General features: G+C 35.8%; 21 protein-coding genes, 1 pseudogene and 1 riboswitch. Of the genes and pseudogenes, 10 read left to right on the plus strand and 12 right to left on the minus strand.

The annotated features are described in order from the left end of the window. Positions 1 to 72: 72 nt before the first annotated feature. The 6 genes from MY533_RS20630 to MY533_RS20655 form a co-directional block, all read right to left on the minus strand. Positions 73 to 807 (minus strand): ABC transporter permease, encoded by a 735-nt coding sequence (locus tag MY533_RS20630; protein WP_248717405.1) that lies wholly within the window; start codon positions 805 to 807, stop codon positions 73 to 75. Beyond that, positions 807 to 1,517: an ABC transporter permease gene (locus tag MY533_RS20635; protein WP_248717406.1), complete on the minus strand. Its 711-nt coding sequence runs from the start codon at positions 1,515 to 1,517 to the stop codon at positions 807 to 809. The genes MY533_RS20630 and MY533_RS20635 overlap by 1 nt, the downstream gene beginning before the upstream one ends. Further along, a complete protein-coding gene (locus MY533_RS20640) occupies positions 1,514 to 2,425 on the minus strand; it encodes an ABC transporter ATP-binding protein (protein ID WP_132361299.1) in 912 nt (303 codons plus the stop codon). Before MY533_RS20640 ends, MY533_RS20635 begins: the two co-directional genes overlap by 4 nt. Before the next feature lie 287 nt (positions 2,426 to 2,712). After that, positions 2,713 to 4,065 (minus strand): sensor histidine kinase, encoded by a 1,353-nt coding sequence (locus MY533_RS20645; RefSeq protein WP_248717407.1) that lies wholly within the window; start codon positions 4,063 to 4,065, stop codon positions 2,713 to 2,715. Beyond that, complete coding sequence (locus tag MY533_RS20650; protein ID WP_248717408.1) at positions 4,062 to 4,730, minus strand: response regulator transcription factor; 669 nt, start codon at positions 4,728 to 4,730, stop codon at positions 4,062 to 4,064. The genes MY533_RS20645 and MY533_RS20650 overlap by 4 nt, the downstream gene beginning before the upstream one ends. Positions 4,731 to 4,973: 243 nt before the next feature. After that, positions 4,974 to 5,420, minus strand: a complete 447-nt coding sequence (locus MY533_RS20655) for a VOC family protein (RefSeq protein ID WP_248717409.1) — start codon at positions 5,418 to 5,420, stop codon at positions 4,974 to 4,976. A gap of 277 nt (positions 5,421 to 5,697) precedes the next feature. Here MY533_RS20655 and MY533_RS20660 point away from each other — a divergent pair, with 277 nt between their 5' ends. Further along, positions 5,698 to 6,543, plus strand: a complete 846-nt coding sequence (locus tag MY533_RS20660; protein ID WP_248717410.1) for an aldo/keto reductase — start codon at positions 5,698 to 5,700, stop codon at positions 6,541 to 6,543. Positions 6,544 to 6,623: 80 nt separating this feature from the next. Here the strand turns inward: MY533_RS20660 and MY533_RS20665 are convergent, their stop codons facing one another. Next, positions 6,624 to 7,007: a winged helix-turn-helix transcriptional regulator gene (locus MY533_RS20665; RefSeq protein WP_132361292.1), complete on the minus strand. Its 384-nt coding sequence runs from the start codon at positions 7,005 to 7,007 to the stop codon at positions 6,624 to 6,626. Positions 7,008 to 7,117: 110 nt separating this feature from the next. Here MY533_RS20665 and MY533_RS20670 point away from each other — a divergent pair, with 110 nt between their 5' ends. The 3 genes from MY533_RS20670 to MY533_RS20680 all read left to right on the plus strand — a co-directional run bounded on the left by MY533_RS20670 (position 7,118) and on the right by MY533_RS20680 (position 10,017). Then, positions 7,118 to 8,302, plus strand: a complete 1,185-nt coding sequence (locus MY533_RS20670; RefSeq protein ID WP_248717411.1) for an MFS transporter — start codon at positions 7,118 to 7,120, stop codon at positions 8,300 to 8,302. A 218-nt stretch (positions 8,303 to 8,520) separates the two neighbouring features. Next, the gene (locus MY533_RS20675) at positions 8,521 to 8,931 is read left to right on the plus strand and encodes a YuzC family spore coat inner layer protein (RefSeq protein ID WP_248717412.1); all 411 of its coding nucleotides are present in this window, start codon (positions 8,521 to 8,523) and stop codon (positions 8,929 to 8,931) included. 147 nt (positions 8,932 to 9,078) lie between these two features. Further along, positions 9,079 to 9,185, plus strand: a riboswitch (SAM riboswitch). Positions 9,186 to 9,279: 94 nt separating this feature from the next. Next, complete coding sequence (locus MY533_RS20680; protein ID WP_248717413.1) at positions 9,280 to 10,017, plus strand: cyclase family protein; 738 nt, start codon at positions 9,280 to 9,282, stop codon at positions 10,015 to 10,017. Positions 10,018 to 10,114: 97 nt separating this feature from the next. Here the strand turns inward: MY533_RS20680 and MY533_RS20685 are convergent, their stop codons facing one another. Both MY533_RS20685 and MY533_RS20690 read right to left on the minus strand, forming a co-directional pair. Then, entirely contained in the window at positions 10,115 to 10,711 is a 597-nt protein-coding gene (locus MY533_RS20685; RefSeq protein ID WP_248717414.1) for a DedA family protein, read from the minus strand. A gap of 183 nt (positions 10,712 to 10,894) precedes the next feature. After that, on the minus strand, positions 10,895 to 11,668 hold the full coding sequence (locus MY533_RS20690; RefSeq protein ID WP_248717415.1) for a Cof-type HAD-IIB family hydrolase: 774 nt from the start codon (positions 11,666 to 11,668) through the stop codon (positions 10,895 to 10,897). A gap of 565 nt (positions 11,669 to 12,233) precedes the next feature. Here MY533_RS20690 and MY533_RS20695 point away from each other — a divergent pair. The 3 genes from MY533_RS20695 to MY533_RS20705 all read left to right on the plus strand — a co-directional run bounded on the left by MY533_RS20695 (position 12,234) and on the right by MY533_RS20705 (position 14,913). Next, positions 12,234 to 12,929 carry a DUF2225 domain-containing protein gene (locus tag MY533_RS20695; protein WP_248717416.1) on the plus strand — a complete coding sequence of 232 codons (696 nt, stop codon included), beginning with the start codon at positions 12,234 to 12,236 and terminating at the stop codon, positions 12,927 to 12,929. 24 nt (positions 12,930 to 12,953) lie between these two features. Continuing rightward, the gene (locus tag MY533_RS20700; protein WP_248717417.1) at positions 12,954 to 13,307 is read left to right on the plus strand and encodes a hypothetical protein; all 354 of its coding nucleotides are present in this window, start codon (positions 12,954 to 12,956) and stop codon (positions 13,305 to 13,307) included. A 181-nt stretch (positions 13,308 to 13,488) separates the two neighbouring features. Next, positions 13,489 to 14,913 carry an erythromycin esterase family protein gene (locus MY533_RS20705; protein WP_248717418.1) on the plus strand — a complete coding sequence of 475 codons (1,425 nt, stop codon included), beginning with the start codon at positions 13,489 to 13,491 and terminating at the stop codon, positions 14,911 to 14,913. Between the two features lie 55 nt (positions 14,914 to 14,968). On the opposite strand, the pseudogene MY533_RS20710 reads toward MY533_RS20705, so the two are convergent. Both MY533_RS20710 and MY533_RS20715 read right to left on the minus strand, forming a co-directional pair. After that, positions 14,969 to 15,331, minus strand: a pseudogene (locus MY533_RS20710) (DUF4272 domain-containing protein); the annotation flags it as partial. Continuing rightward, positions 15,330 to 16,160 carry a MerR family transcriptional regulator gene (locus MY533_RS20715; RefSeq protein ID WP_248717419.1) on the minus strand — a complete coding sequence of 277 codons (831 nt, stop codon included), beginning with the start codon at positions 16,158 to 16,160 and terminating at the stop codon, positions 15,330 to 15,332. The pseudogene MY533_RS20710 and the gene MY533_RS20715, both read right to left, overlap by 2 nt. A gap of 128 nt (positions 16,161 to 16,288) precedes the next feature. On the opposite strand from MY533_RS20715, the gene MY533_RS20720 reads away from it, so the two are divergent. Both MY533_RS20720 and MY533_RS20725 read left to right on the plus strand, forming a co-directional pair. Next, a complete protein-coding gene (locus MY533_RS20720; protein ID WP_248717420.1) occupies positions 16,289 to 16,756 on the plus strand; it encodes a GNAT family N-acetyltransferase in 468 nt (155 codons plus the stop codon). Further along, entirely contained in the window at positions 16,743 to 18,098 is a 1,356-nt protein-coding gene (locus MY533_RS20725) for an MATE family efflux transporter (RefSeq protein ID WP_248717421.1), read from the plus strand. The genes MY533_RS20720 and MY533_RS20725 overlap by 14 nt, the downstream gene beginning before the upstream one ends. A gap of 153 nt (positions 18,099 to 18,251) precedes the next feature. Here the strand turns inward: MY533_RS20725 and MY533_RS20730 are convergent, their stop codons facing one another. After that, complete coding sequence (locus tag MY533_RS20730) at positions 18,252 to 19,295, minus strand: AI-2E family transporter (protein ID WP_132361269.1); 1,044 nt, start codon at positions 19,293 to 19,295, stop codon at positions 18,252 to 18,254. A gap of 438 nt (positions 19,296 to 19,733) precedes the next feature. Between MY533_RS20730 and MY533_RS20735 the strand changes: the two genes are divergently transcribed. Further along, positions 19,734 to 20,123 (plus strand): RidA family protein, encoded by a 390-nt coding sequence (locus MY533_RS20735; protein ID WP_248717422.1) that lies wholly within the window; start codon positions 19,734 to 19,736, stop codon positions 20,121 to 20,123. Positions 20,124 to 20,219 lie beyond the last annotated feature (96 nt).

Raw genomic sequence — 20,219 nt, forward strand, 5'->3', positions numbered from 1 at the left:
ATCTCCCTTAAAAGTTTCCAGAATGGTGAGGAATAATAATAAATGGGGATCCCAAGTAAATCCCCATTCATTTTATACAGCTTTTCGTTGGAAATATAAATATCCTCCAAGGAAAAACAGTACGAATCCTCCTCCTACAACTGTTAATAATTGATCCCAAGGCACGAAGAATACATCACCTGTATTGCCACCTACATTCATCATCAAGAAGGGCTGTCCCCATGGATAGTAAGGGCCAAAACGTGCAGAATTGACTGCTAATATAGACGGTAAAGTAAAAGTAACGTTTACTGCAAATGGAGCAGCAAAACTTTTAAACATGATGGACGTCCATAGCTGCAATGCTACTAATGGCATTGTCGCTAGCCATCCGCCAAGAATACTTTTCCACACAATTTCCATTGGGAAAGGATCTGAGTAGCCTTTCATATTACCCACTATATATATAGAACATAAATATAGTATTTGCATCGCCATCACAAGAAGCATAATTAATACATACTTTGCAACAAACACTTTCCCTCTTGTCACAGGTAATGCTAAAAGTTGTTTCCAGCCACCAGATTGATGTTCATATCGACAAATAAGACTCGCAAATACTCCTGAAATTAAAGGTAGAAATAATAATGCATACAATAAATTCATAGAAATTAATGAGCTATACCATTCATTAACCCCAGAATTTGACATGTCACTAAAATTTGATGTTAATCCGATAAAAAGTCCGATTATAGGCCCCGCAAAAATTAATGGCACCATTTTAGATTTGCGTAATTTAAACCATTCAGCGCTCAGTATAGACCCCATTACTTTACATCCCTTCTAGCAAAATCTATCATTCCGATAATATACAGTAAAATACCTATGCCCACTCCAAGCATGACATTAATAATAGGCTCATCCCATTGATTCATTAACGATGGCCATTTCCAAATCATCCAGTCAGGCAATACAAATGACGAATAAGCAAAAATCACACCGAAAATACCTACTGTAATGGGTATCCCCTGATTATGACAAATGCTTGCAATCCAAAGCTGAAGTGCCAATATTGGCAACGAAGCAAAAAATGGATAATAAGCAAATTTAGCAATTTCAACATATGGTATGCTGTCACCTAAATCTAAAAACACTCCATAAGCCATTGACAATAGCATTAAAATCGTAGAAGACATAAACAATAAAATGGCTAGAACAGTGAATTTTGATAAATACACTGTTAATTTAGACACAGGCAGTGCAATTAATTGCTTCCACGCATTCGTTTCATTTTCAATGCTCGCTATAAATGAAGTTAAAATAGCAATCCCTAAAACGATAGCAAGTGGGGTAAATGCATGAACATTTGATAAGTAGTAGCCCCAATCGTCCTCGCTTTGCTCTAACAAATAGTCCTTTCTTATACCGTAATTCACCATTTGCATGGCAACAACTCCGATTGGTCCTAAAACTGTTAAAAACCATAATCCTTTGCGTTTAATTTTCAAAAAGTCAGAAGTTAATAGTTTTCCTATCATAGCGCTTGCTCTCCTGTTGTCATTTGAAGGAAAATCTCCTCTAAAGATCGTTTTTCTTCCTCTACTCGATAAACCGAAATACCTTCTTGTACAAGGATTTGTACAATATGTGCTACTTTTTCATCTGAGCATTCATCGAATAAAATGAGGTCATCCTTATGTTCTGCTTTCATACCATTTGCAACTAGTGAACGCCAGCCCTTTTCACTATCGCTCACTTTAATGACTACCTTTGGCTGAGCAAATCTACGCATTGCTTCAATTGAATCTTGGAAAATCATTTTCCCCTTTGTCACAATGCCCACTTGCGTTGCCATTTGATCTATTTCAGATAATAGATGGCTCGAAATAATAATCGTCATGCCATATTCTTCAGGAAGTCGTTTAATCAAATTACGAATTTCGATAATACCAGATGGATCAAGTCCATTCGTTGGTTCATCTAAAATAAGTAATTCAGGATTATGTAACAATGATGCAGCAATACCTAAACGTTGCTTCATCCCAAGAGAAAAGCCTTTTACTTTTTTATTTGCAGCATCCTTCAAACGAACAATTTCTAATACTTCATCGATGCGTGACTTCGGTACACCTAAAATTTTTCTTAATGCTTCTAAATTTTCATAGGCCGTTAAATGTGGATAATAGGAAGGGTTCTCTACTAATGAACCAACCTTCGCTAAAATATTAATTCGTTCCTTCTTTAAATCTTTTTGGAAGATTTTGATTGTCCCAGAAGATGGCTTCATTAGACCAAGAAGCATACGAATCGTTGTAGTTTTTCCTGCTCCATTCGGTCCTAAAAACCCATATATTTCACCTTTACGTATTTTTAAATTAATATTTGATACAGCTTGCTCTTTAGCAAAGCTTTTTGATAAGTTTTCTGTTTGTACGATATATTCCATTGTCCTCACCTCTGTAATTATCATAAGAAATGAAGGTTAAAAACAGGTAATGTCCAAGGTTAAATTTTGTTTAAAAAAGATACTTTATCGTAACGTGGGGATTTCCGTTCCGGCTGGGGGCGTTCGATGAGCCGCATCACTCGCTTTGCTCGCTCCAACTACTCTCCAATCAACTAATTCGCATGACATACGCTATTTAGCAATAGCTCAGGAAACAAAAAACAGCATGCCCTAAGCTTTGCTGGCATACTGTTTGAACAATTGGAAGCATGTCTTAGCATGCTTCTCTATTTGTAATGTTTAATTTTAATCTGTGTGCCGGATTCGCTTGACTCAATAGCCCAATCTAAATCCATGCCCTTCACCATAATATCAACAATTGATAAGCCGATACCGGCACCTTTCGCATTGGATTCATTTTTCATTCCATTTCCGTGATCCTTTATAATAAATGCATCATAGCGCTCCGTTGATTCGGTTTCGACGCCAATATATTTCCCGCTGCTCGCATGACGTAATATATTTTGAAATAAATTATCAAATATACGCCCAAGCCAAATGGGGTCAATTTGCCATTCATTTTTCTCAAATGGCTGTAGCTCAATATTGATTTCAAAGCCTTCCTTTTCAAACACTGGATACCATGTAGTCATTTGCTCACGCACAAAACGTATAACGTTGATTTCTTTCGCTTCAAATTTATATTTACTAGCGGTCAACAATGTATAAGACATTAAGTTTTCTATTAACGCGTCAATATTAACAATAGATGTCTCCATTGCCTTAATCGCTTGTTTTCCACTCTCTGATATTACCTCTTTACTAACTGAATATGATTGTGCCCGTATTTTCGTTAATGGTGTTCGTAAATCATGTGATAAATTAGCAATCAATTCACGTCTTAACTGTTCTTCCTTCTGTTCACGATTCTTACTTTCCCTAAGCTCACATACCATGCGATTAAAACTTTGTTCAAGCTGACCAATTTCGTCCTTCTTCTTGACCTTCGTTGAAATAGGTAAGCCGTCTACATCACGAATTTCCATCGCTTCCTGAAGGTGCAATAGTCGTTTTCGAATCCCTCTGAAGAATAAAAAGGATATAGCAATAAAAAATAAAATAATGACAAAAACGCCAATAATCAAAAGGTTCCCATACTGTTCATAAACATTTTTAAGAGGTGGATTAAAAACCTCTCTAGGAATCTCAAAAACGATAAACCCATTTGATTCGTCCTGTCCTAAAAAAGCTATAACAGTAAACGGATCTTCCCCATAATGCTCTTTTATAAATTTTGTCGTAAATGCTGGCGTCCATTTTAATGGTAGTTGCTCTGTCACATTTAATGTTGTAAGTAATGTACCGTCCTCACTTACCCAGAACATGGATGATTTAGGGTACTGATCCTCCCAATTTTTAAAATGTTGAGCAATGGTTTCCTCAGTGACATTTTTTATATTTTTAGCTTCTACAAGCCATTTTTCCTCAACTTCGCTTTCTCTGAGAACTACACTTGAAAAATCAGTTTTTCCTATTCCAAACATAAAAGCGGCAATAGCAAAGTATGATAATTGAACAATAGAGATGGCTAAAAAAATTATCAACATATACTTTGCTAATAATGATCGAAAAAATTTCATAGCTTCACCCTATATCCAATACCTCGAATAGTTTCGATAATCGTCGGTTTGGCTGGATTAATTTCTATTTTTTCTCTTAAGTATCGAATATGCACCATCAATGTTTTATCGCCTTCTATGTAACTTTCACCCCAAATACCTTCATAAAGCTGTTCCTTCGTTAAAATTTGATTTAAGTGGCGAATAAAATACTGTAATAAATAGAACTGCTTACCTGTTAATTGAATTTCTTCATCGGTCTGCTTATTGATAATCCGCATATCTTTCGTATAAATTTTTAGGTGCTGAAGATCTAGTACATCATCATTCTTTTGATATCTTCTTAGTAAAACCTCAACACGAGCTATAAGTTCATCTGGATGAAATGGCTTCGTCAAATAATCATCAGCGAAGTTTAGTCCCTCTATTTTATCCTCTACAGCAGTTCGTGCTGACAGCATTAAAATCGGGATTTCTTTATTTTCTCGCTTAATTCTTTTGCCAATCGAAAAGCCATCTAAGCCTGGTAGCATTACATCCAATATAGCAATATCCTTAGATGCCATGTGCTGATCGATCTCTTCACCAGATTCAAGCCATGTAACCTCATATCCTCTTTCTGTTAAATCCTTTGTAACCCATTGACCAATCTCTTTTTCGTCTTCTATGTACAATATGCGATACAATGGTAGTCCTCCCAATCTAAGCTAGATTTTAGAAATAAATGTTATTCTGTATTATACGATTTCATAGATTTGTACTCAATCGTTGTACGTAAAGTGAGAGATTCATTTAATAAAAGCTCGAACATCGTAGGGTTAGGTAGGATCGATAACATTAAAAAGTTGAGCGATAACTATCAATTATGCCTTGCATAAAACAAGCTAACATTAAAAAACGTATTTGGATTTCCCAAATACGTCTATAATTTAATTATTAGTAATAATCAACATATCATTATCATCAAACTGCCACATGTCTCCATAGGCTACTTCCCAATAATAGCCGTTTGGATCTTGGAAATAGCCACTATAGCCACCCCAGAATACTGTTTCTGGCTCCTTGACGATTTTAGCTCCTGCCTTTTTAGCTAAATCAAATACTTGGTCTACCTCTTCTTTAGATTTTCCATTATAAGCGAGGGTAATTCCGTTAAAGCCATCTCCTATTACAGGTGGACTTGCTTCGTTAATATCTTTTACTAAACGATCAATCGGAAACAGGGAAATTTTTGTCCCCCCATTATTAAAGAAAATAACATCCGGGTTTGTTTCCTCACCATAAACCATCACTTCAAATCCCAGACCCTCACGATAAAAACTAAGAGACTCTATCATATCCTTTACACCCAACGTGATTAAATTTAAACGATTCATCCCACTCTCTCCTTTTCAAAGTATTAATTACTTATTCTATTTCAAGCATTGAATCCCCTTCCACAAACTGTAATTCGGTAATATACCATTATTTGCAAATAATGCAGAAGCTGTACCTCTTGCACTAATAAAAATTTCTTACCGCGAACCATTGATATTCCACAAAAGTTACCTCCACGTTTCTATGAAACCAAAAAGTGCGTACTTTTTTTTGCTAAGGCATGAAAGCATAATAAGAAAGCAACCAAAGCACTAACAAAAATCGGAGGACAAAAAAATGATCAATCATTTACAAGATACAATCACATTAAATAATGGCTTACAAATGCCAGGAATGGGTTTAGGTGTATTTAAAGTAGAAAATGAAGCTACAGCGGAAATGGTGAAAAATGCTATCGAGATCGGTTACCGTAGTATCGATACTGCTGCTATTTATGGCAATGAGATCGGGGTTGGTGAAGGTATTAGACAGGCGCTAGCATCTACTGGTTTACAACGTGAAGATTTATTTATTACATCTAAAGTCTGGAACGATGGCCTGAGCTATGAAGAGACAATCGCAGCTTACGAGGATAGCTTAGAAAAATTAGGGCTAGATTATTTAGACCTTTATCTTATTCATTGGCCAGGTAAAAATAAATTTGCAGAAGCTTGGAGAGCACTCGAAGATTTATACGGGCAAGGGAAAATAAAAGCTATTGGGGTATGTAATTTCCATGTATCACACTTACAAGATCTTCTGAAAACAGCTCGTATCAAACCCGTTATTAACCAAGTGGAACTACATCCACGATTACAACAAACGGAGCTACGTTCATTCTGTGAAGAGCACAATATACAACTGGAAGCTTGGGCACCATTAATGCAAGGTGGACTTCTTGATAATGAGACTATTTCAAAAATAGCAGAAAAATACGGGAAATCAAATCCTCAAGTTATTTTGCGCTGGGATATTCAACATGGTATCGTCACAATCCCAAAATCTGTGCGCAAAGAACGTATGATTCAAAACGCTGATATTTTTGATTTCCATTTAACTAATGAAGAGATGGCAATCATTAACGCTATGAATCTAGATCAACGTGTTGGACCAAACCCAGATGAGTTTGATTTTGTCATGTAAACGATAGCTTGTAAACATAAAAGAGACTGTCTTATTTTCTTAGTATAGAAAACTTTTCAGACAGTCTCTTTCCAATCTATTTAAGATGTATGCTTTATTGCGATATCTTCGTCACGTTGCATTAACAGTACATCTTCACCTTTATCTTGTAGCATTTCGATATGTTTTTCACCCCAAGTGCAAAGGATGTTCAGCACAGGGTCCATCTCTTGACCATAAGGTGTTAACGAATATTCAACTTTTGGCGGTACTTGATTGAAAACCTTACGATTAATTAATCCAGACTGCTCTAACTCACGTAATTGGCTTGTTAGCATTTTTTGAGAAATGCCTGGAATCAATCGGCGAAATTCATTCGTACGAATCTGACCATGGTGGTTAAGATGACAAAGAATAATAGGTTTCCATTTACCCCCAATTACTTCAAGAGTGGCTTCGACACCAATATTATAAACTTTTTTCATTGTAAACCTCCTGTAATATTCAAAAGTAACTAAAAGTACCCTACGTAACTTTCTGGCATGTATGAATATTACTATACACTATACAAAAAATCAAAGGAGATAGTAATAGAATGAAAGCTACAAAAGCGCCAAATGCTAAATTCACATTGCTTGCACTTGCCATCAGTGCATTTGGTATCGGCTCTACAGAATTTATAAGCATCGGACTGCTACCATTAATTACAAAAGATTTTAATATAACATTAAGTACTGCAGGTTTAACCGTATCCATATATGCACTAGGTGTAACGATTGGTGCACCGCTTTTAACAGCATTAACATCGCGCCTTAGTCGCAAAAATGTGTTACTGCTCGTTATGGCGCTGTTTATTATCGGTAATTTACTTGCAGCCTTAGCACCCTCATTTTCATTACTACTAACTGGGCGTGTTATTTCAGCATTGGCACATGGTGTGTTTATGTCCATTGCCTCTGTGATAGCTGCAGATGTTGTAGCACCAAATAAACGAGCAAGTGCAATAGCTTTTATGTTTACAGGACTAACATTAGCAACTGTGACTGGTGTCCCACTAGGAACTTTTATTGGACAAGTAACTGATTGGCGAATGTCGTTTATTTTCATAGTTATCATAGGTATTATTGGATTAATTAGTAATGCCCTGCTTGTGCCAAGTCACTTATCGAAAGGTAATCCAATATCCATTTTAGATATTGGTAAAGTTTTAGGGAATATTCGAATGTTATTAATCCTCTTTATTACTGCAATTGGGTATGGTGGCGCATTCGTCGTATACACCTATGTTTCTCCTATTTTAGAGCAGTATATGGGCTACTCACCAAAGGCAATTGTCGTGATCTTAGTTGTATACGGTATTTGTGTTGCCATTGGTAATACATTAGGTGGTCATTTTGCGAATAATAACCCTTTACGCTCTATCTTTATAATCTTTATAGGATTAGCATTAGCTCTACTCGGCATCAACTTCTTTTTAGAATCATCCATCACAGGATTAATAATGGTCTTTATGATGGGGCTATTTATGTTTATGAATGTACCAGGATTACAGCTTTATGCCGTTCAGCTTTCAGAAAAATATACACCCTCGGCTATTTCAATGGCTTCAGCATTAAATATTTCGGCCTTTAACATTGGTATTTTTCTAGGATCATACATTGGAGGAATGATCGTTAACCTCCAATCATTAGCTCATACCCCTATATATGGATTCGTAATGGTGATGATTGCTGCAGTTACTACCTTCCTAACGTTACACTTCGATAGAAATAAACAATAGATTTCCCCAGAATCAATAACGAAAGGAAGCCTTAACCATATACAAGGCTTCCTTTTTGTTGTTAGCCAATTTTAAGGAAAGTATCGTCGAAATAAGCCTTAAAAGATTCTAATGCCGAGAACCGATTCCCAAAAGGGCTTGAAAGCATCAGCTGTTAACACCGAAAGTCTATATTGTACATAAGATACTGTATCAGCTATAGGATAGGAGGAATTTAGTTGTATTACAATCCTTATCCGTTTTTTGTCTATCCTCATTACTATCCGGCATGGGTAATGGCAAATCAACCAGCAAATCAACACCCTTCCAGCCATCTAGCAATGCCGACACCCCCAATGAATAGAAGTCCATTTCCAATCGTCAATACAAAGAAATTAAAGACTTCCGCGAATCGGATTAAGGTTATTATGCAGCAAGCACAATTACTTACGGATAAAATTGATGAATCCGAGCAATTTGCACATGATCTTATGAACGCAGCACAACAATCAAATAAAACAGAAGTTGAAAAGTTAATTGCTTCAACAGGCATTACTGTAAAATTCGATACTACCTATACACCAGATGGATTTCGTATAACATTTACGGAAAGTAGCTGTTGTAAGCTAACACTAATTTTAGGTTGGTGAAGAGTTGGCCCCTTGAAGAGGGGCTCTTTCTTTTACCTTTAGCATCTTTATGAAATTTAACCTTGTATCCCTATCAAACTTGTAAACTATAAAAAAATATGCTAAAGTGTTTGTAAACATTATTTCTGAAAATTCTTATATCGCATTTTCTTATCAAGAGAGACGGAGGGATTGGCCCTATGAAGTCTCAGCAACCAGCCCTATAGGTATGGTGCTAATTCCAATTGGCAAAATTCTGCCTTGAAAGATGAGAAGACTTACTTCAGTTGCTTTGCACGAGAGTCCTCTTCTTCAAGGAGGGCTCTTTTTTATTTTTCCATTCTAATTAAAAGAAAGCAGGGAACAATTATGACAAACGAACTTTTACAAGTAATTCAACTATTGAAATCAAAAAAATGGGTAGACTTAACGCATACATTTGGTCCAAATTCTCCACATTTCTTTATGTTTGCTGATGCTAAATTTGAAACATTATTTACACATGAGGATGGCTTCTTTGCACAACAATTCACTTTCCCAGGGCAATACGGAACACATATCGACCCTCCTATCCATTTTGTGCGAGATTCACGCTATCTAGAGGAATTGGAGCTAAAAGAACTAGTACTACCACTCATCGTTATTGATAAATCGAAGGAAGCCGCAGTAAATAACGACTACACGTTAAGTGTTCAAGATATTCTTGACTTTGAAGCTGAAAATGGGGAAATTGAAGCAGGTACCTTTGTTGCGTTCCGTACCGATTGGAGTAAACGTTGGCCAGATAAAGAATCTTTCAGCAACAAAGACGCTGATGGCAATAATCATATTCCTGGCTGGGGATTAGAAGCATTACAATTTTTATTCAACGAACGACAAGTAAGGGCTATTGGCCACGAAACTTTTGATACGGATTCAGCAGCAGATTTCCGTAGAAATGGAAAATTAGACGGCGAATATTTTGTGCTAGAGCAAGATACTTATCAAATTGAGCTTATGACAAATTTAGATAAGCTACCTCCAAAGGGCGCTGCTATATTCAATATCGTGCCAAAGCCTGAAAAAGCATCTGGATTCCCTGTCCGTTCCTTTGCAATATTACCGTAATATAGCAAAAGGTCTGATTCAATAAATATTGAATTAGACCTTTTATCTATTATGCATCGGCATAATTTCGTCCGGAATCGGCTCTGTGCTATTGAATTTATTTAGATAAATTCTTTCTTTTGAAAACAACATAAATGATGAACATAATGATGATAAACAGTACTATAACATAAATACTGTAGCGGGATAAATATAACTCAACATAATGCCATTTCTCTCCAAGTATCTTCCCTAAAGTAATAAAAGTAAATGTCCATAAAGCTGCTCCCATATAAGCAAAGAAAGCAAATTTTTTATAAGGATAATTATTAATAGCTGCAATATATGCAGTAAGATGACGTACACCAGGGATAAAATACCCTATTAATAATAATATTGGTCCAATTTTTTCAAATAATTTTTTAGTAAAATCAATTTTCTGTTCTGTAATATGGACTTTCGAACCGTATTTTCGTAATAAAGGTAGCCCGAATTTATAGCCTATATAGTAGCTCAGGGTAATTCCCCCTGCAGCGCCTATCATAGCGCTGATTAAAGCTGGAATATGTGCAAGAGTTTCACGATATACGCTATACCCTACATATGTCAAAAATATTTCATCAGGAAGTGGCAGACCGACAATTCCCCCAATTAGGATAAGAATAATGCCAAAATATCCATAATGTTCAATAAGAGATTGTACGTGATGCGCCATAAATCCACCCCATCTAAAGCGTAATAATTTTTAATAGTTAGCTTTATAATAACTCAAAGGAGACAACATTATGAGTATTATTGGATTAAATACATTTTCTCCATGAAAACATCCATCCATGTGTGTTAAAAAAATATAGTCTTTTCTTAGTGACTGGTTGATTCATATTTTACTTTCAAATAATTAAATTATTTGCAGCTTACGTAGAGCATAATGAATACCGTCTTCTGTTGATTTTTTCGTTACATAATTAGCGACACTTTTTAATGCTTCACTACCGTTGCCCATTGCAATACCAAAGCCAACCTGCTCCAGCATGTCGATATCATTATCTCCATCACCAAAAGCAAGTGCTTCCTCAGGGCTCAAGTCAAAATAATCTAGTACAGCCTGCACAGCAATTGATTTGGAAACATCATGTTGCAAAACATTTGTAATGTAAGGGTGCCACCTCTTAAATAATAAGTGCGGGAATTTTAAAGTATACCTTTTCTCAATATCCTCGTTGCCATATAAACACATTAAGTAAACCTCTTGCGTTAAAATATCTTCATTAATAACGGGGAAATCTTGCAATGATAATGTTTCTTGCATGGCTTTTAATGTCTCTTGTTCTTGGACGTTATTCATCGATAATTGTTCTGTAAAAAACGAAAGACTTTGTTTATGGTTTTCAGCAAAAGCCTTAACTGCGTGGACAATTTCCTTGGCAATAGGAATTTTATGTATTACTTGGTCTTGCTGCTTAACATAGGCACCATTAGCGGTAATAAACGTATCTATACCTATACTTCTTAAACCTTGGCACATTGATAAAGGTCTTCCTGTAGCTGCAACAATATGAATTCCATTGTATTTTAATTGCTCAATAGCGATCATTGTACTTTCTTCAATACGACCATCTTCATAATTTACAAGCGTTCCATCTACGTCAAAGAATGCAATTTTATAATCCATCGTTCTCTCCTTGCTGATTTTATTAAGTATATCGATCAGGGAACCTCACCATAACATGACCCAATTTGAGGTAATACCTGTGACGATAATCTCCAAAAAATCGCCCACCCCCACTCCGATCACCCTCATTTAAATGTCATTTTCCACTACAGACGAGTGCCTAGGTGACTCCGCTTTGTCACTTAATAATATCCTATATTTCCCTAATCAATATACTTGTCATTTCACATGAAGAAATATCCAAATAGGCATTATTATCTATACAGCAACTAGATTTAAAAAAATTAGTAGTTAATAAAACATTTGTACGTTTTATGACAAGCTAAGCCAACCGTATAACTTACTCCAACTACACCGATAAACACTATTACGGGTACATATCGAAATTTCAAATAACTGAGAAAGTAATGAACATTTTTATTTCAATAATTCTAAAGGAGTATACCAAAGAGCATAGAATTGTTAAAATAAAGATAACTAAATTAAATACATTGAACGATACCATCCACCATATAAATAGAACAAAAGAAATAATAATCATCTGAATGTAAAGGAGTTGATTCTTATGGCATTTAACATTTACTACTATGAAAGTAGTGTGGATTGCAAGTTTTGCAAAAAGCATTTTACCACATATAAAGTACGCCCTAATCGTTATAAAGTTATCGAAGAGCAAACAGACTTCATGCCAGTTTACGAAGGCTTAAACCCGTTATTGTATGAAGTTGCCGTTTGTCCACATTGTGGCTATGCTTTCCACAAATCGATGACGAGAACATACGGGCCTTTCATGCTTCTTATTGATGAACTGTACATAAAAGAGCTACAAAAACCAATGGATATCCGTAAGGAACGTACGATTGATGATGCCATTGTAAGCTTTAAATTAGCTTATCTTGTATCAAGAGCATCAATGGAAGAGTCACTTCTTATGGCCAATTTCGCTTTAAAAATAGCCTGGCTATATCGCTTAAAAAATGATGAAGAATCTGAAAAGCGCTACCTTTTTGCTGCCAGAGATTTTTACAGCAAATCTTTTGCATCCAATCAAGAGGGCGGAGAGAGAATTCAATATTTACATGCCGAATTAAGCCTCCGACTTGGAGATATTGCCGAGGCGAAAAAAGGATTCTCTCGATTAATAGCAGATCGAAATATTTCCAATAAATATCGAAAACTAGCACGTAATCGCTGGGAAAACTATAAATATGATGAGCAACCGAACAACGCGAATAAAATGATAGAAGAAGTCATCAATTAAAGTACAACGAGGAGAGTCATAATTATGCAGCTATTTACTAAAAGGATTGATGTAAGAGAAGAAGATATTTTTTCAGAACTACATCATTTTTTACTAAGAAAAAATAATCGCTATTTAACGAATGATGAGGTAGTTGCATTAACTGGGGTTTCATCTGAGTTACTCTATAAATGGGTAAAAGCAGGAAAATTAAAAAAATCAATTTTTCCTAACTTAGGCGCCCCCTGTGAACGCTGTGGACAAATTACTCAGGCAAAAATCTGTGTGAGCTGCTCATCAACCATCGTTCATACTTTAAAAGAAGAGGAAAAGAATCGTGCATGGTTCAATCAAATACAGCGGAACCACCCAAGAGCTAGCACATATCACTATAAATAAAATAGCTAACATCTCTATAGTGTACTTACGCTATGGAGGTGTTTTTTTATCCGCATCCGCATAAATAATCCAAAATAATGACATTTGACCAAATTTAAACAAAATTTAAACAAATGCCCCCTTTACTTTAAACTTTACTACCTATAATTGGTCTTACTATAAAGCGGAGGACTGATAGAAAGTGACAAAAGGTAAGAAACGTAAGGTTTTATTATCATTAAGTATTGCGTTAACAAGCTTTGCAGCGTTCAACGGAGTTTCAAATGCATCTGCAGCAATTCCGGCGGTAGAAGAACGTGTAGCTTTAGATAACAAAATAGAAGTGAAACAAGCTCGCACATCCAGTGAAACTCTTCAAGATTGGAAAAAATGGACAAACGATCATGCTTACAGCTTAACATCCATTCAACCTGAAGCAATTGGTCAACAAAACATCCCATCTACTAAATTTGAAGATTTAGAGATGCTAAAGCCTTTATTGCATGATAAGCGCATTGTTTTTTTAGGGGAAAGTTCACATGGCGTAGCAGAATTCAGCTTAGCAAAAACACGTTTAATTCAATTTTTACACCAAGAAATGGGCTACAATGTCCTCGCCTTTGAAAGCGGTATGGGGAATGCTATGAATGCTCAAGGACAAATTGATAAACAAGCAGCGCAACAAACAATGAAGGATGCTATTTTTGGTGTATGGTGGTCAAAAGAAACACTACCGTTATTTGAGTATGCTAAAAAAACACAGAATACCGATAAACCATTAAAATTAGCGGGCTTTGATATTCAACAGCAAGGTGTATTCACAAACGGCAACTGGCTACAAAATAACAAGCTTGCTAAACAGTTAAGTGAAGTAGAGGAGAAACTTGTTGACTGGAGTTCTGGTACGGATTTAAAAGGCTATCAAAAGGCGAAAACAAGCATTATCGACGTGTATAAACAAGTAAAATCACAAGTACAGCTAAAAGAAAACGAGTTAAAAGCAGCTTATCCGGGAGAGTCTCATATTGTAAAGCTTATGGAACGTACATTAGCTGACCGTATCCGTTTAGCAGACGAATATGTAGAACTATCGATTCAAGCAAATATTGAACTTGGACAAAATAAATATGATTCTTTTTTAAAGACAATGGAATGGCGCGACCAATCAATGATGGAAAACCTTCTTTGGTTAGCAGAGGACATTTATCCAACCGAAAAGTTCATCGTCTGGGCGCATAATGACCATATTCGTAAAGCACAATCCGAAGTAATGGGTTCTCCTTATCCAGTAAAATTGATGGGCGAACGTCTACCAGATATTTACAAGAAATATAGTTATGTGCTTGGTCTTTATATGGCTGGTGGGGAAACAGCCAACAATATAGGTGAGCCTATGGCCGTTTTACCGTCAATAAAAGGATCCATCGAGGATATTGCTTCATCTTCAAATAAACCGTACACATTTATCGATTTACGAAACCGTCAAAATGAGCGTGGAAACTCATGGATGTTTGAGCCACGTTTATCGTATAGCTGGGGAATGATTCAGGAAAGTCTTGTTCCACGAGATCAATATGATGGCCTTCTGCTGATTGATAAAGTAAGTAAACCTCATTATATAAAATAAGCATATCAAAATAGCAAACTAGCAGAAAAACTAGTTTGCTATTTTTCTTTTATATTTAAGTATCCATCGACATGTTATCCCATTCTTCACTTCGATGCCCTATCATCCAGAACAAGCCTCTTCTCCTTTCCATGACGATGCTTTCATTCATCCCGGCAGGAGCCGCTTGGTCTTTTATCCGACTATCTACACAAGCCCAATGGTATCTGTAAATCTTGTCGGCTTCATCCAATATCTCTTCCTGACTACGCATAACAGTTTGAAGAAAAAATTGTTCAAACGTTTCACAGTTAGAAACAACTTGAATGGCATACTCGCAATCACATACTTCATCAGGAAAAACGAGCTTCTCAACAAATCCAAGTGCCCAAATAAGTGTCCAATAAGCCTCGTATTGCCATGAAATATTAATGGCTTCAACTACCTTTTTTAATTTCTATCATAATTTTCGTTACATAATCCTCTTCCCGATTTTTAATCACGGCGTCATAAATGTATTCCTCATATACGTATTCCCCTAGTTCAAAGCCTTTTTCTCTCATTACCTTAAATAATCGCTCGTAAGATTCACCAAGTGTAGTGGAATTTCCTACATGATATCCTACAATAAAATCCCCTTCAATCGCTTCAAAATAAGGATGACCTTCTCGTGGGTGTGGCTGCTCTATATACAAGAAACTATAATTATCATAGTTTCCAGCTAATATTTGCTCTCTTCTTGTAATCCCCCCAATGGGATAACCCGTGTCTAATTGAGAACGATCTAACTCATCTATAAAATCTGATACAGCCTTCGTAAACTGTTCTTCCGTCGAATCCTCGATATTTTTACTTAAATACAATGTGGCCACTGGCAAATGCTCAATCGTAATACTATCAAAATCAAGGTGTATGGCCTCTTCTGTTAAATCAATTTTTACATCAATAATGCTTTCAATCATCTCCAGCTCTCGACGTTTTTTCGCTACAATTTCCTTTTGCTGATACATTAAATTTAGGAAATTTTCAGGTGATTTTTCTGCCATATATTTTTGAATATCCTTTAAAGACATACCAACCGCCTTTAATAGCTCAATCACACTAAAAAATTCATATTGTGCAATGGAATAATAACGATAGTCCTTACTATCCTTCATAATGGGTGACAATAAACCGATTTGATCGTAGTAAATTAACGTTTGTTTATTAACCTTACAAATTTTAGCGAACTCACCAGTTGTAAAATATTTTACATTTTTATTAAACATTTTTAAATTTCCCTCCTTGACTATATAGTTACTATATACATTAAATTGTAGCTATTCACAATTAATTATGCCACTACAATAAACAATGCATGGCTGAAAGAAATTAAAAACAGAAAGGTTTTGACATTATGTTCACGGAAATTCGTGACATTACGGCTTTAAACAAAGAGAAAATATTAGCATTACGTATTGCTGATTATCAGCAAGATTTTATTGAAAGTACAAAGCAATGTTTAGCGGAAGCAGAAACAGACAAACGCTTTATTCCTGTTGGATTGTATAGGGAAAATAATGCAGTTGGCTTCGCTATGTATGGTGTGTTTCCACATAAGGACAATACACAGCGTGTTTGGTTAGATCGCTTTTTCATTGATGAACGTTATCAGCACAAAGGATTAGGAAAATACTTTTTACAGCTGCTTATCAATTATTTAGTAGCTAAATACAGCTGTCAAAATATATATTTAAGCGTTTATGACAACAATATAGTAGCTATTCAGTTATATAAGAAGTTTGGGTTCGTCTTTAACGGTGAGCTAGATGACAAAGGTGAAAAGGTGATGGTAAAGGAGGTACATGCTCATGACTACCATTAATCCAATTGAAACAAGACCGCTGAAGCCCTTGTTTTTATCATACTTATTTCCAGCTATGATTGGTATGTTACTAATGTCAGTGAATATTTTAGTGGATGGTATTTTCGTTAGTCACGGAGTTGGACCAACCGCTTTAGCAGGGGTAAATATCGCCGTACCTATTTTTTCGATTTTACTATCTATTTCCCTTTGGATTGGTATGGGTGGGGCAACACTATTTTCAATTTCTCTCGGTGAGGGCAATAAAAAAAGAGCGAACCAGCTCTTTACATTAGCATTTACAACTATGATCGTTGTCGTAATGACACTGATTCTAATACTTTTATTAAATTTAAAGGAAATCTCCTATATATTCGGCGCAAGTGATGCTACATTTCCTTATGTACAAGAGTACTTACATGTTATTTTGATTTTCGGTGTGTTCTACACAATTGAAAACTTACTTAGCATTTTTATTCGAAATGATGGCAATCCAAAGCTTGCAATGATGGGTTTAATCACTACATCTGTGTTAAACATTATTTTAAACTACATTTTTATTTTCGTGCTCCACTACGGTGTAACTGGCTGTGCCCTGGCTACAGCACTTTCCACAATAATCGGTATGTCGGTGCTCTGCCTACATTTCTTCCGAAAGCAATCCGAATTAAAGTTTGTGCGCAAGTTTTTCAACCTAGCTGATTTAAAGAAAATATTCGCTATTGGGTTACCAAGCTTTATTGTTGAAGCCTCCGTCGCTATTATGGTTATTTTATATAATGTGACATTTTTACACTATTTGGGCTCAGATGGAGTGACCGCCTACGCGATGATTAACTATATTCATACCGTACTATTAACAGTATTCCTAGGTATCGGCATGGCACTACAGCCCCTCGTTAGTTATCACTACGGTGCGAGATTAATCGAGAGATTAACAGCGTTATTGAAAATCGGTATAGCCACTGCATTTATTCTCGGTTTAACTACTGTCATAATTGCTACGTTATTCCCTTCTCAGCTAATAGCATTATTCGGTGATAGTACGTTTGAAATTCGTAATATGGCAGCGCAAGGCTTCGTACACTTTGCAATTGGGTATGTATTCCTCGGCGTGAACATGGTCTTTGCGGAATTCTTCCAATCAATTGAAAGAATACGTCTTGCAACAACTATAATGTTACTTCGCAGTATTATACTATTTATCCCTGCTCTCGTACTATTGCCTAAATTGCTTGGCCCACAAGCTATTTGGTGGACATTTCCCGCCGCAGAGGGTATTACCGCATTACTAATTTTTATATTCATGAAGACAAAAACACCTACTATTTTCTCAGAAGCAAGTTCCTTAAAGGCACATTAATGTTACCCCCCTTTCAATGCAATTCGAAAGGGGGGGTAACTGTTTAGGCCATCCGCTATACTGCCAAACTATGGACTTCGAAATTTCCAAACTAGCCAAAGAAAAAAAGGAATCATACATACTTGATTCCTTTTTAAATGAAACTTTATTCACTTATTTGTCTTCTTGTATTTCCATTGCCCGTTGCAGTTCATCTTCTGAGGACGTAACTCCGAGAATATCGAGAAGGAACATGAATAATGGAATACCAATAATTAATCCCCATACACCAAGAAAATGCTCAGAGAAGAGAATGACCATGAATGTATAGAAAATTGGAAGATTTGTCTTAGCTGACATTAGCTTTGGATTTAGGAAGTATGCCTCCATAGCATGTAGTACCATAACAATAACTAAGATATAGACAATGTACATAGGACCACCAATACTGTATGCGATGATAGTTAGAGGAATCAAGGACATGATGACGCCCGCAACTGGCACTAACCCCAGTATAAAGAGCATGATTCCCAGCGCAATTAAATGCGGGAAGCCCATAATGTATAAAGCAATAACAGATAAAACACAGTTGACAGCAGCAATAATGAACTGCGCCTCAATAACTTTACCGAAAGAACGAATGAATATCCTTGAGAAATAATGTAATTCATCGTAGAGATGGCTCATTTTGCTATCTTTAAATTTTGCTGTAAATTCCGTAATACGTTTCTTTTCAAGTAAAATAAACAAGCTCAAAATTAGTGCAATGAATATATGCAAAATGATTTTACCAATATTCGTTAGGTTTTTCAGCGTGAGGTCTACACCTTGCTCTAAATATTTACCCAGTTCAATTTTGTCAAAGGTTGGCGCTAAATACCTTGCAATCTCGTTATCATTTGGGTTAAGACTAAAGCTAGCAATAAGATCAAAGAGCTGTGTAATTTGTTGGGTTACGACTGGCAAATACTTGTAGATAATTGCAACAATACCTGCAACGAGCAAAAGATAGAGGGTAACTGTTACAGCCTTCTCGTTCATCCGTACGTACTTTCTAACCTCTTTTGTTGTCTTCGTGGTAAGTTGATTCATCAAGTAAGTAATAATGAACGTGAGAAGAATTAGATTGATCATACTCCGCATCATATATAATGCAATAGCGATCCCAGCCAGGATTAAAAAACGTTTAAATCCATGACTTCGAAAGAAATTACTCATGTATTCACTCCTTCTACAAAACGGCTTCGTGGCCTTTACTGCCTGGATTTCGCTATCAAGTGAACAAAAACAATTAATAAATTGATGTAAAACATTACGTATCATTCTTATGTAAATGCCCCCCTTCATTGGATTATTATTTCCATTAAAACTTAGAATAAGACTTAAATACTTGCGCTTTATAAGTCTCATAAGAAATTAATGCATCCAAGGAGCGAAAAGAATAGTATGCCTTATCAAATTAATAACAATATTTTTGAAAGCTGTATCAGCGTTATAAGCCTTAATTTTATTAGTCTATTATAACCCTTTGAACACCATCATAGCCAATGTAAGTTCTTTTATGATAGTACTAAAATTAGATTTTTTTATCTTTAGACTTAGTATGATATTTTTATAAAAATTGTAAACTAAAATTATATAGAAAGGATTGATTATGTGAAAATTGCTAGAAACCCGAAGGACATTCATCAACCAGTTGCTCCTTATGTACATCAAATAGAAGTAACAGGGCCACAGAGATGGTTAACACTATCTGGACAAATAGGCATGGAAGAAGACGGGACAATACCTGAAGAGCCATTAACTCAAATGAAATTGGCATTCGAAAATATTAGAAAGAATCTTGAAAGTGCGAATATGGACATTCAAGATTTAACGAAGATAACCCTTTATTTGGTTGGGGAAATGAATGTAGATCAAAGGAAAAAAATAATGAACGACTTTCTCGGTGATCACCTTCCGTGTATGACATTAATGTATGTAGTTGCGCTTGCAGCCCCTTCCCTAAAGGTAGAGATTGATGCCTGGGCTTGTAAGGAAATGTAAACTTATTATATGTTGAGACTAACAAGGTTGTGCGTCTAGATTCGTATTAAATTTTGTGATAAAAACGGTGCCCGGGACATAAGTATATTTTTAAAG

The organism is Lysinibacillus sp. Ag94 (assembly GCF_023242215.1).
In the GTDB taxonomy this organism is placed as follows: Bacteria; Bacillota; Bacilli; order Bacillales_A; family Planococcaceae; genus Lysinibacillus.

Bases quoted from the DNA above. Each gene is read 5' to 3' on its own strand.
- MY533_RS20630 (WP_248717405.1), bottom strand. From the start codon at position 807: ATGGGGTCTATACTGAGCGCTGAATGGTTTAAATTACGCAAATCTAAA.
- MY533_RS20635 (WP_248717406.1), bottom strand. From the start codon at position 1,517: ATGATAGGAAAACTATTAACTTCTGACTTTTTGAAAATTAAACGCAAA.
- MY533_RS20640 (WP_132361299.1), bottom strand. From the start codon at position 2,425: ATGGAATATATCGTACAAACAGAAAACTTATCAAAAAGCTTTGCTAAA.
- MY533_RS20645 (WP_248717407.1), bottom strand. From the start codon at position 4,065: ATGAAATTTTTTCGATCATTATTAGCAAAGTATATGTTGATAATTTTT.
- MY533_RS20655 (WP_248717409.1), bottom strand. From the start codon at position 5,420: ATGAATCGTTTAAATTTAATCACGTTGGGTGTAAAGGATATGATAGAG.
- MY533_RS20660 (WP_248717410.1), top strand. From the start codon at position 5,698: ATGATCAATCATTTACAAGATACAATCACATTAAATAATGGCTTACAA.
- MY533_RS20665 (WP_132361292.1), bottom strand. From the start codon at position 7,007: ATGAAAAAAGTTTATAATATTGGTGTCGAAGCCACTCTTGAAGTAATT.
- MY533_RS20670 (WP_248717411.1), top strand. From the start codon at position 7,118: ATGAAAGCTACAAAAGCGCCAAATGCTAAATTCACATTGCTTGCACTT.
- MY533_RS20680 (WP_248717413.1), top strand. From the start codon at position 9,280: ATGACAAACGAACTTTTACAAGTAATTCAACTATTGAAATCAAAAAAA.
- MY533_RS20685 (WP_248717414.1), bottom strand. From the start codon at position 10,711: ATGGCGCATCACGTACAATCTCTTATTGAACATTATGGATATTTTGGC.
- MY533_RS20690 (WP_248717415.1), bottom strand. From the start codon at position 11,668: ATGGATTATAAAATTGCATTCTTTGACGTAGATGGAACGCTTGTAAAT.
- MY533_RS20695 (WP_248717416.1), top strand. From the start codon at position 12,234: ATGGCATTTAACATTTACTACTATGAAAGTAGTGTGGATTGCAAGTTT.
- MY533_RS20700 (WP_248717417.1), top strand. From the start codon at position 12,954: ATGCAGCTATTTACTAAAAGGATTGATGTAAGAGAAGAAGATATTTTT.
- MY533_RS20715 (WP_248717419.1), bottom strand. From the start codon at position 16,160: ATGTTTAATAAAAATGTAAAATATTTTACAACTGGTGAGTTCGCTAAA.
- MY533_RS20720 (WP_248717420.1), top strand. From the start codon at position 16,289: ATGTTCACGGAAATTCGTGACATTACGGCTTTAAACAAAGAGAAAATA.
- MY533_RS20725 (WP_248717421.1), top strand. From the start codon at position 16,743: ATGACTACCATTAATCCAATTGAAACAAGACCGCTGAAGCCCTTGTTT.
- MY533_RS20730 (WP_132361269.1), bottom strand. From the start codon at position 19,295: ATGAGTAATTTCTTTCGAAGTCATGGATTTAAACGTTTTTTAATCCTG.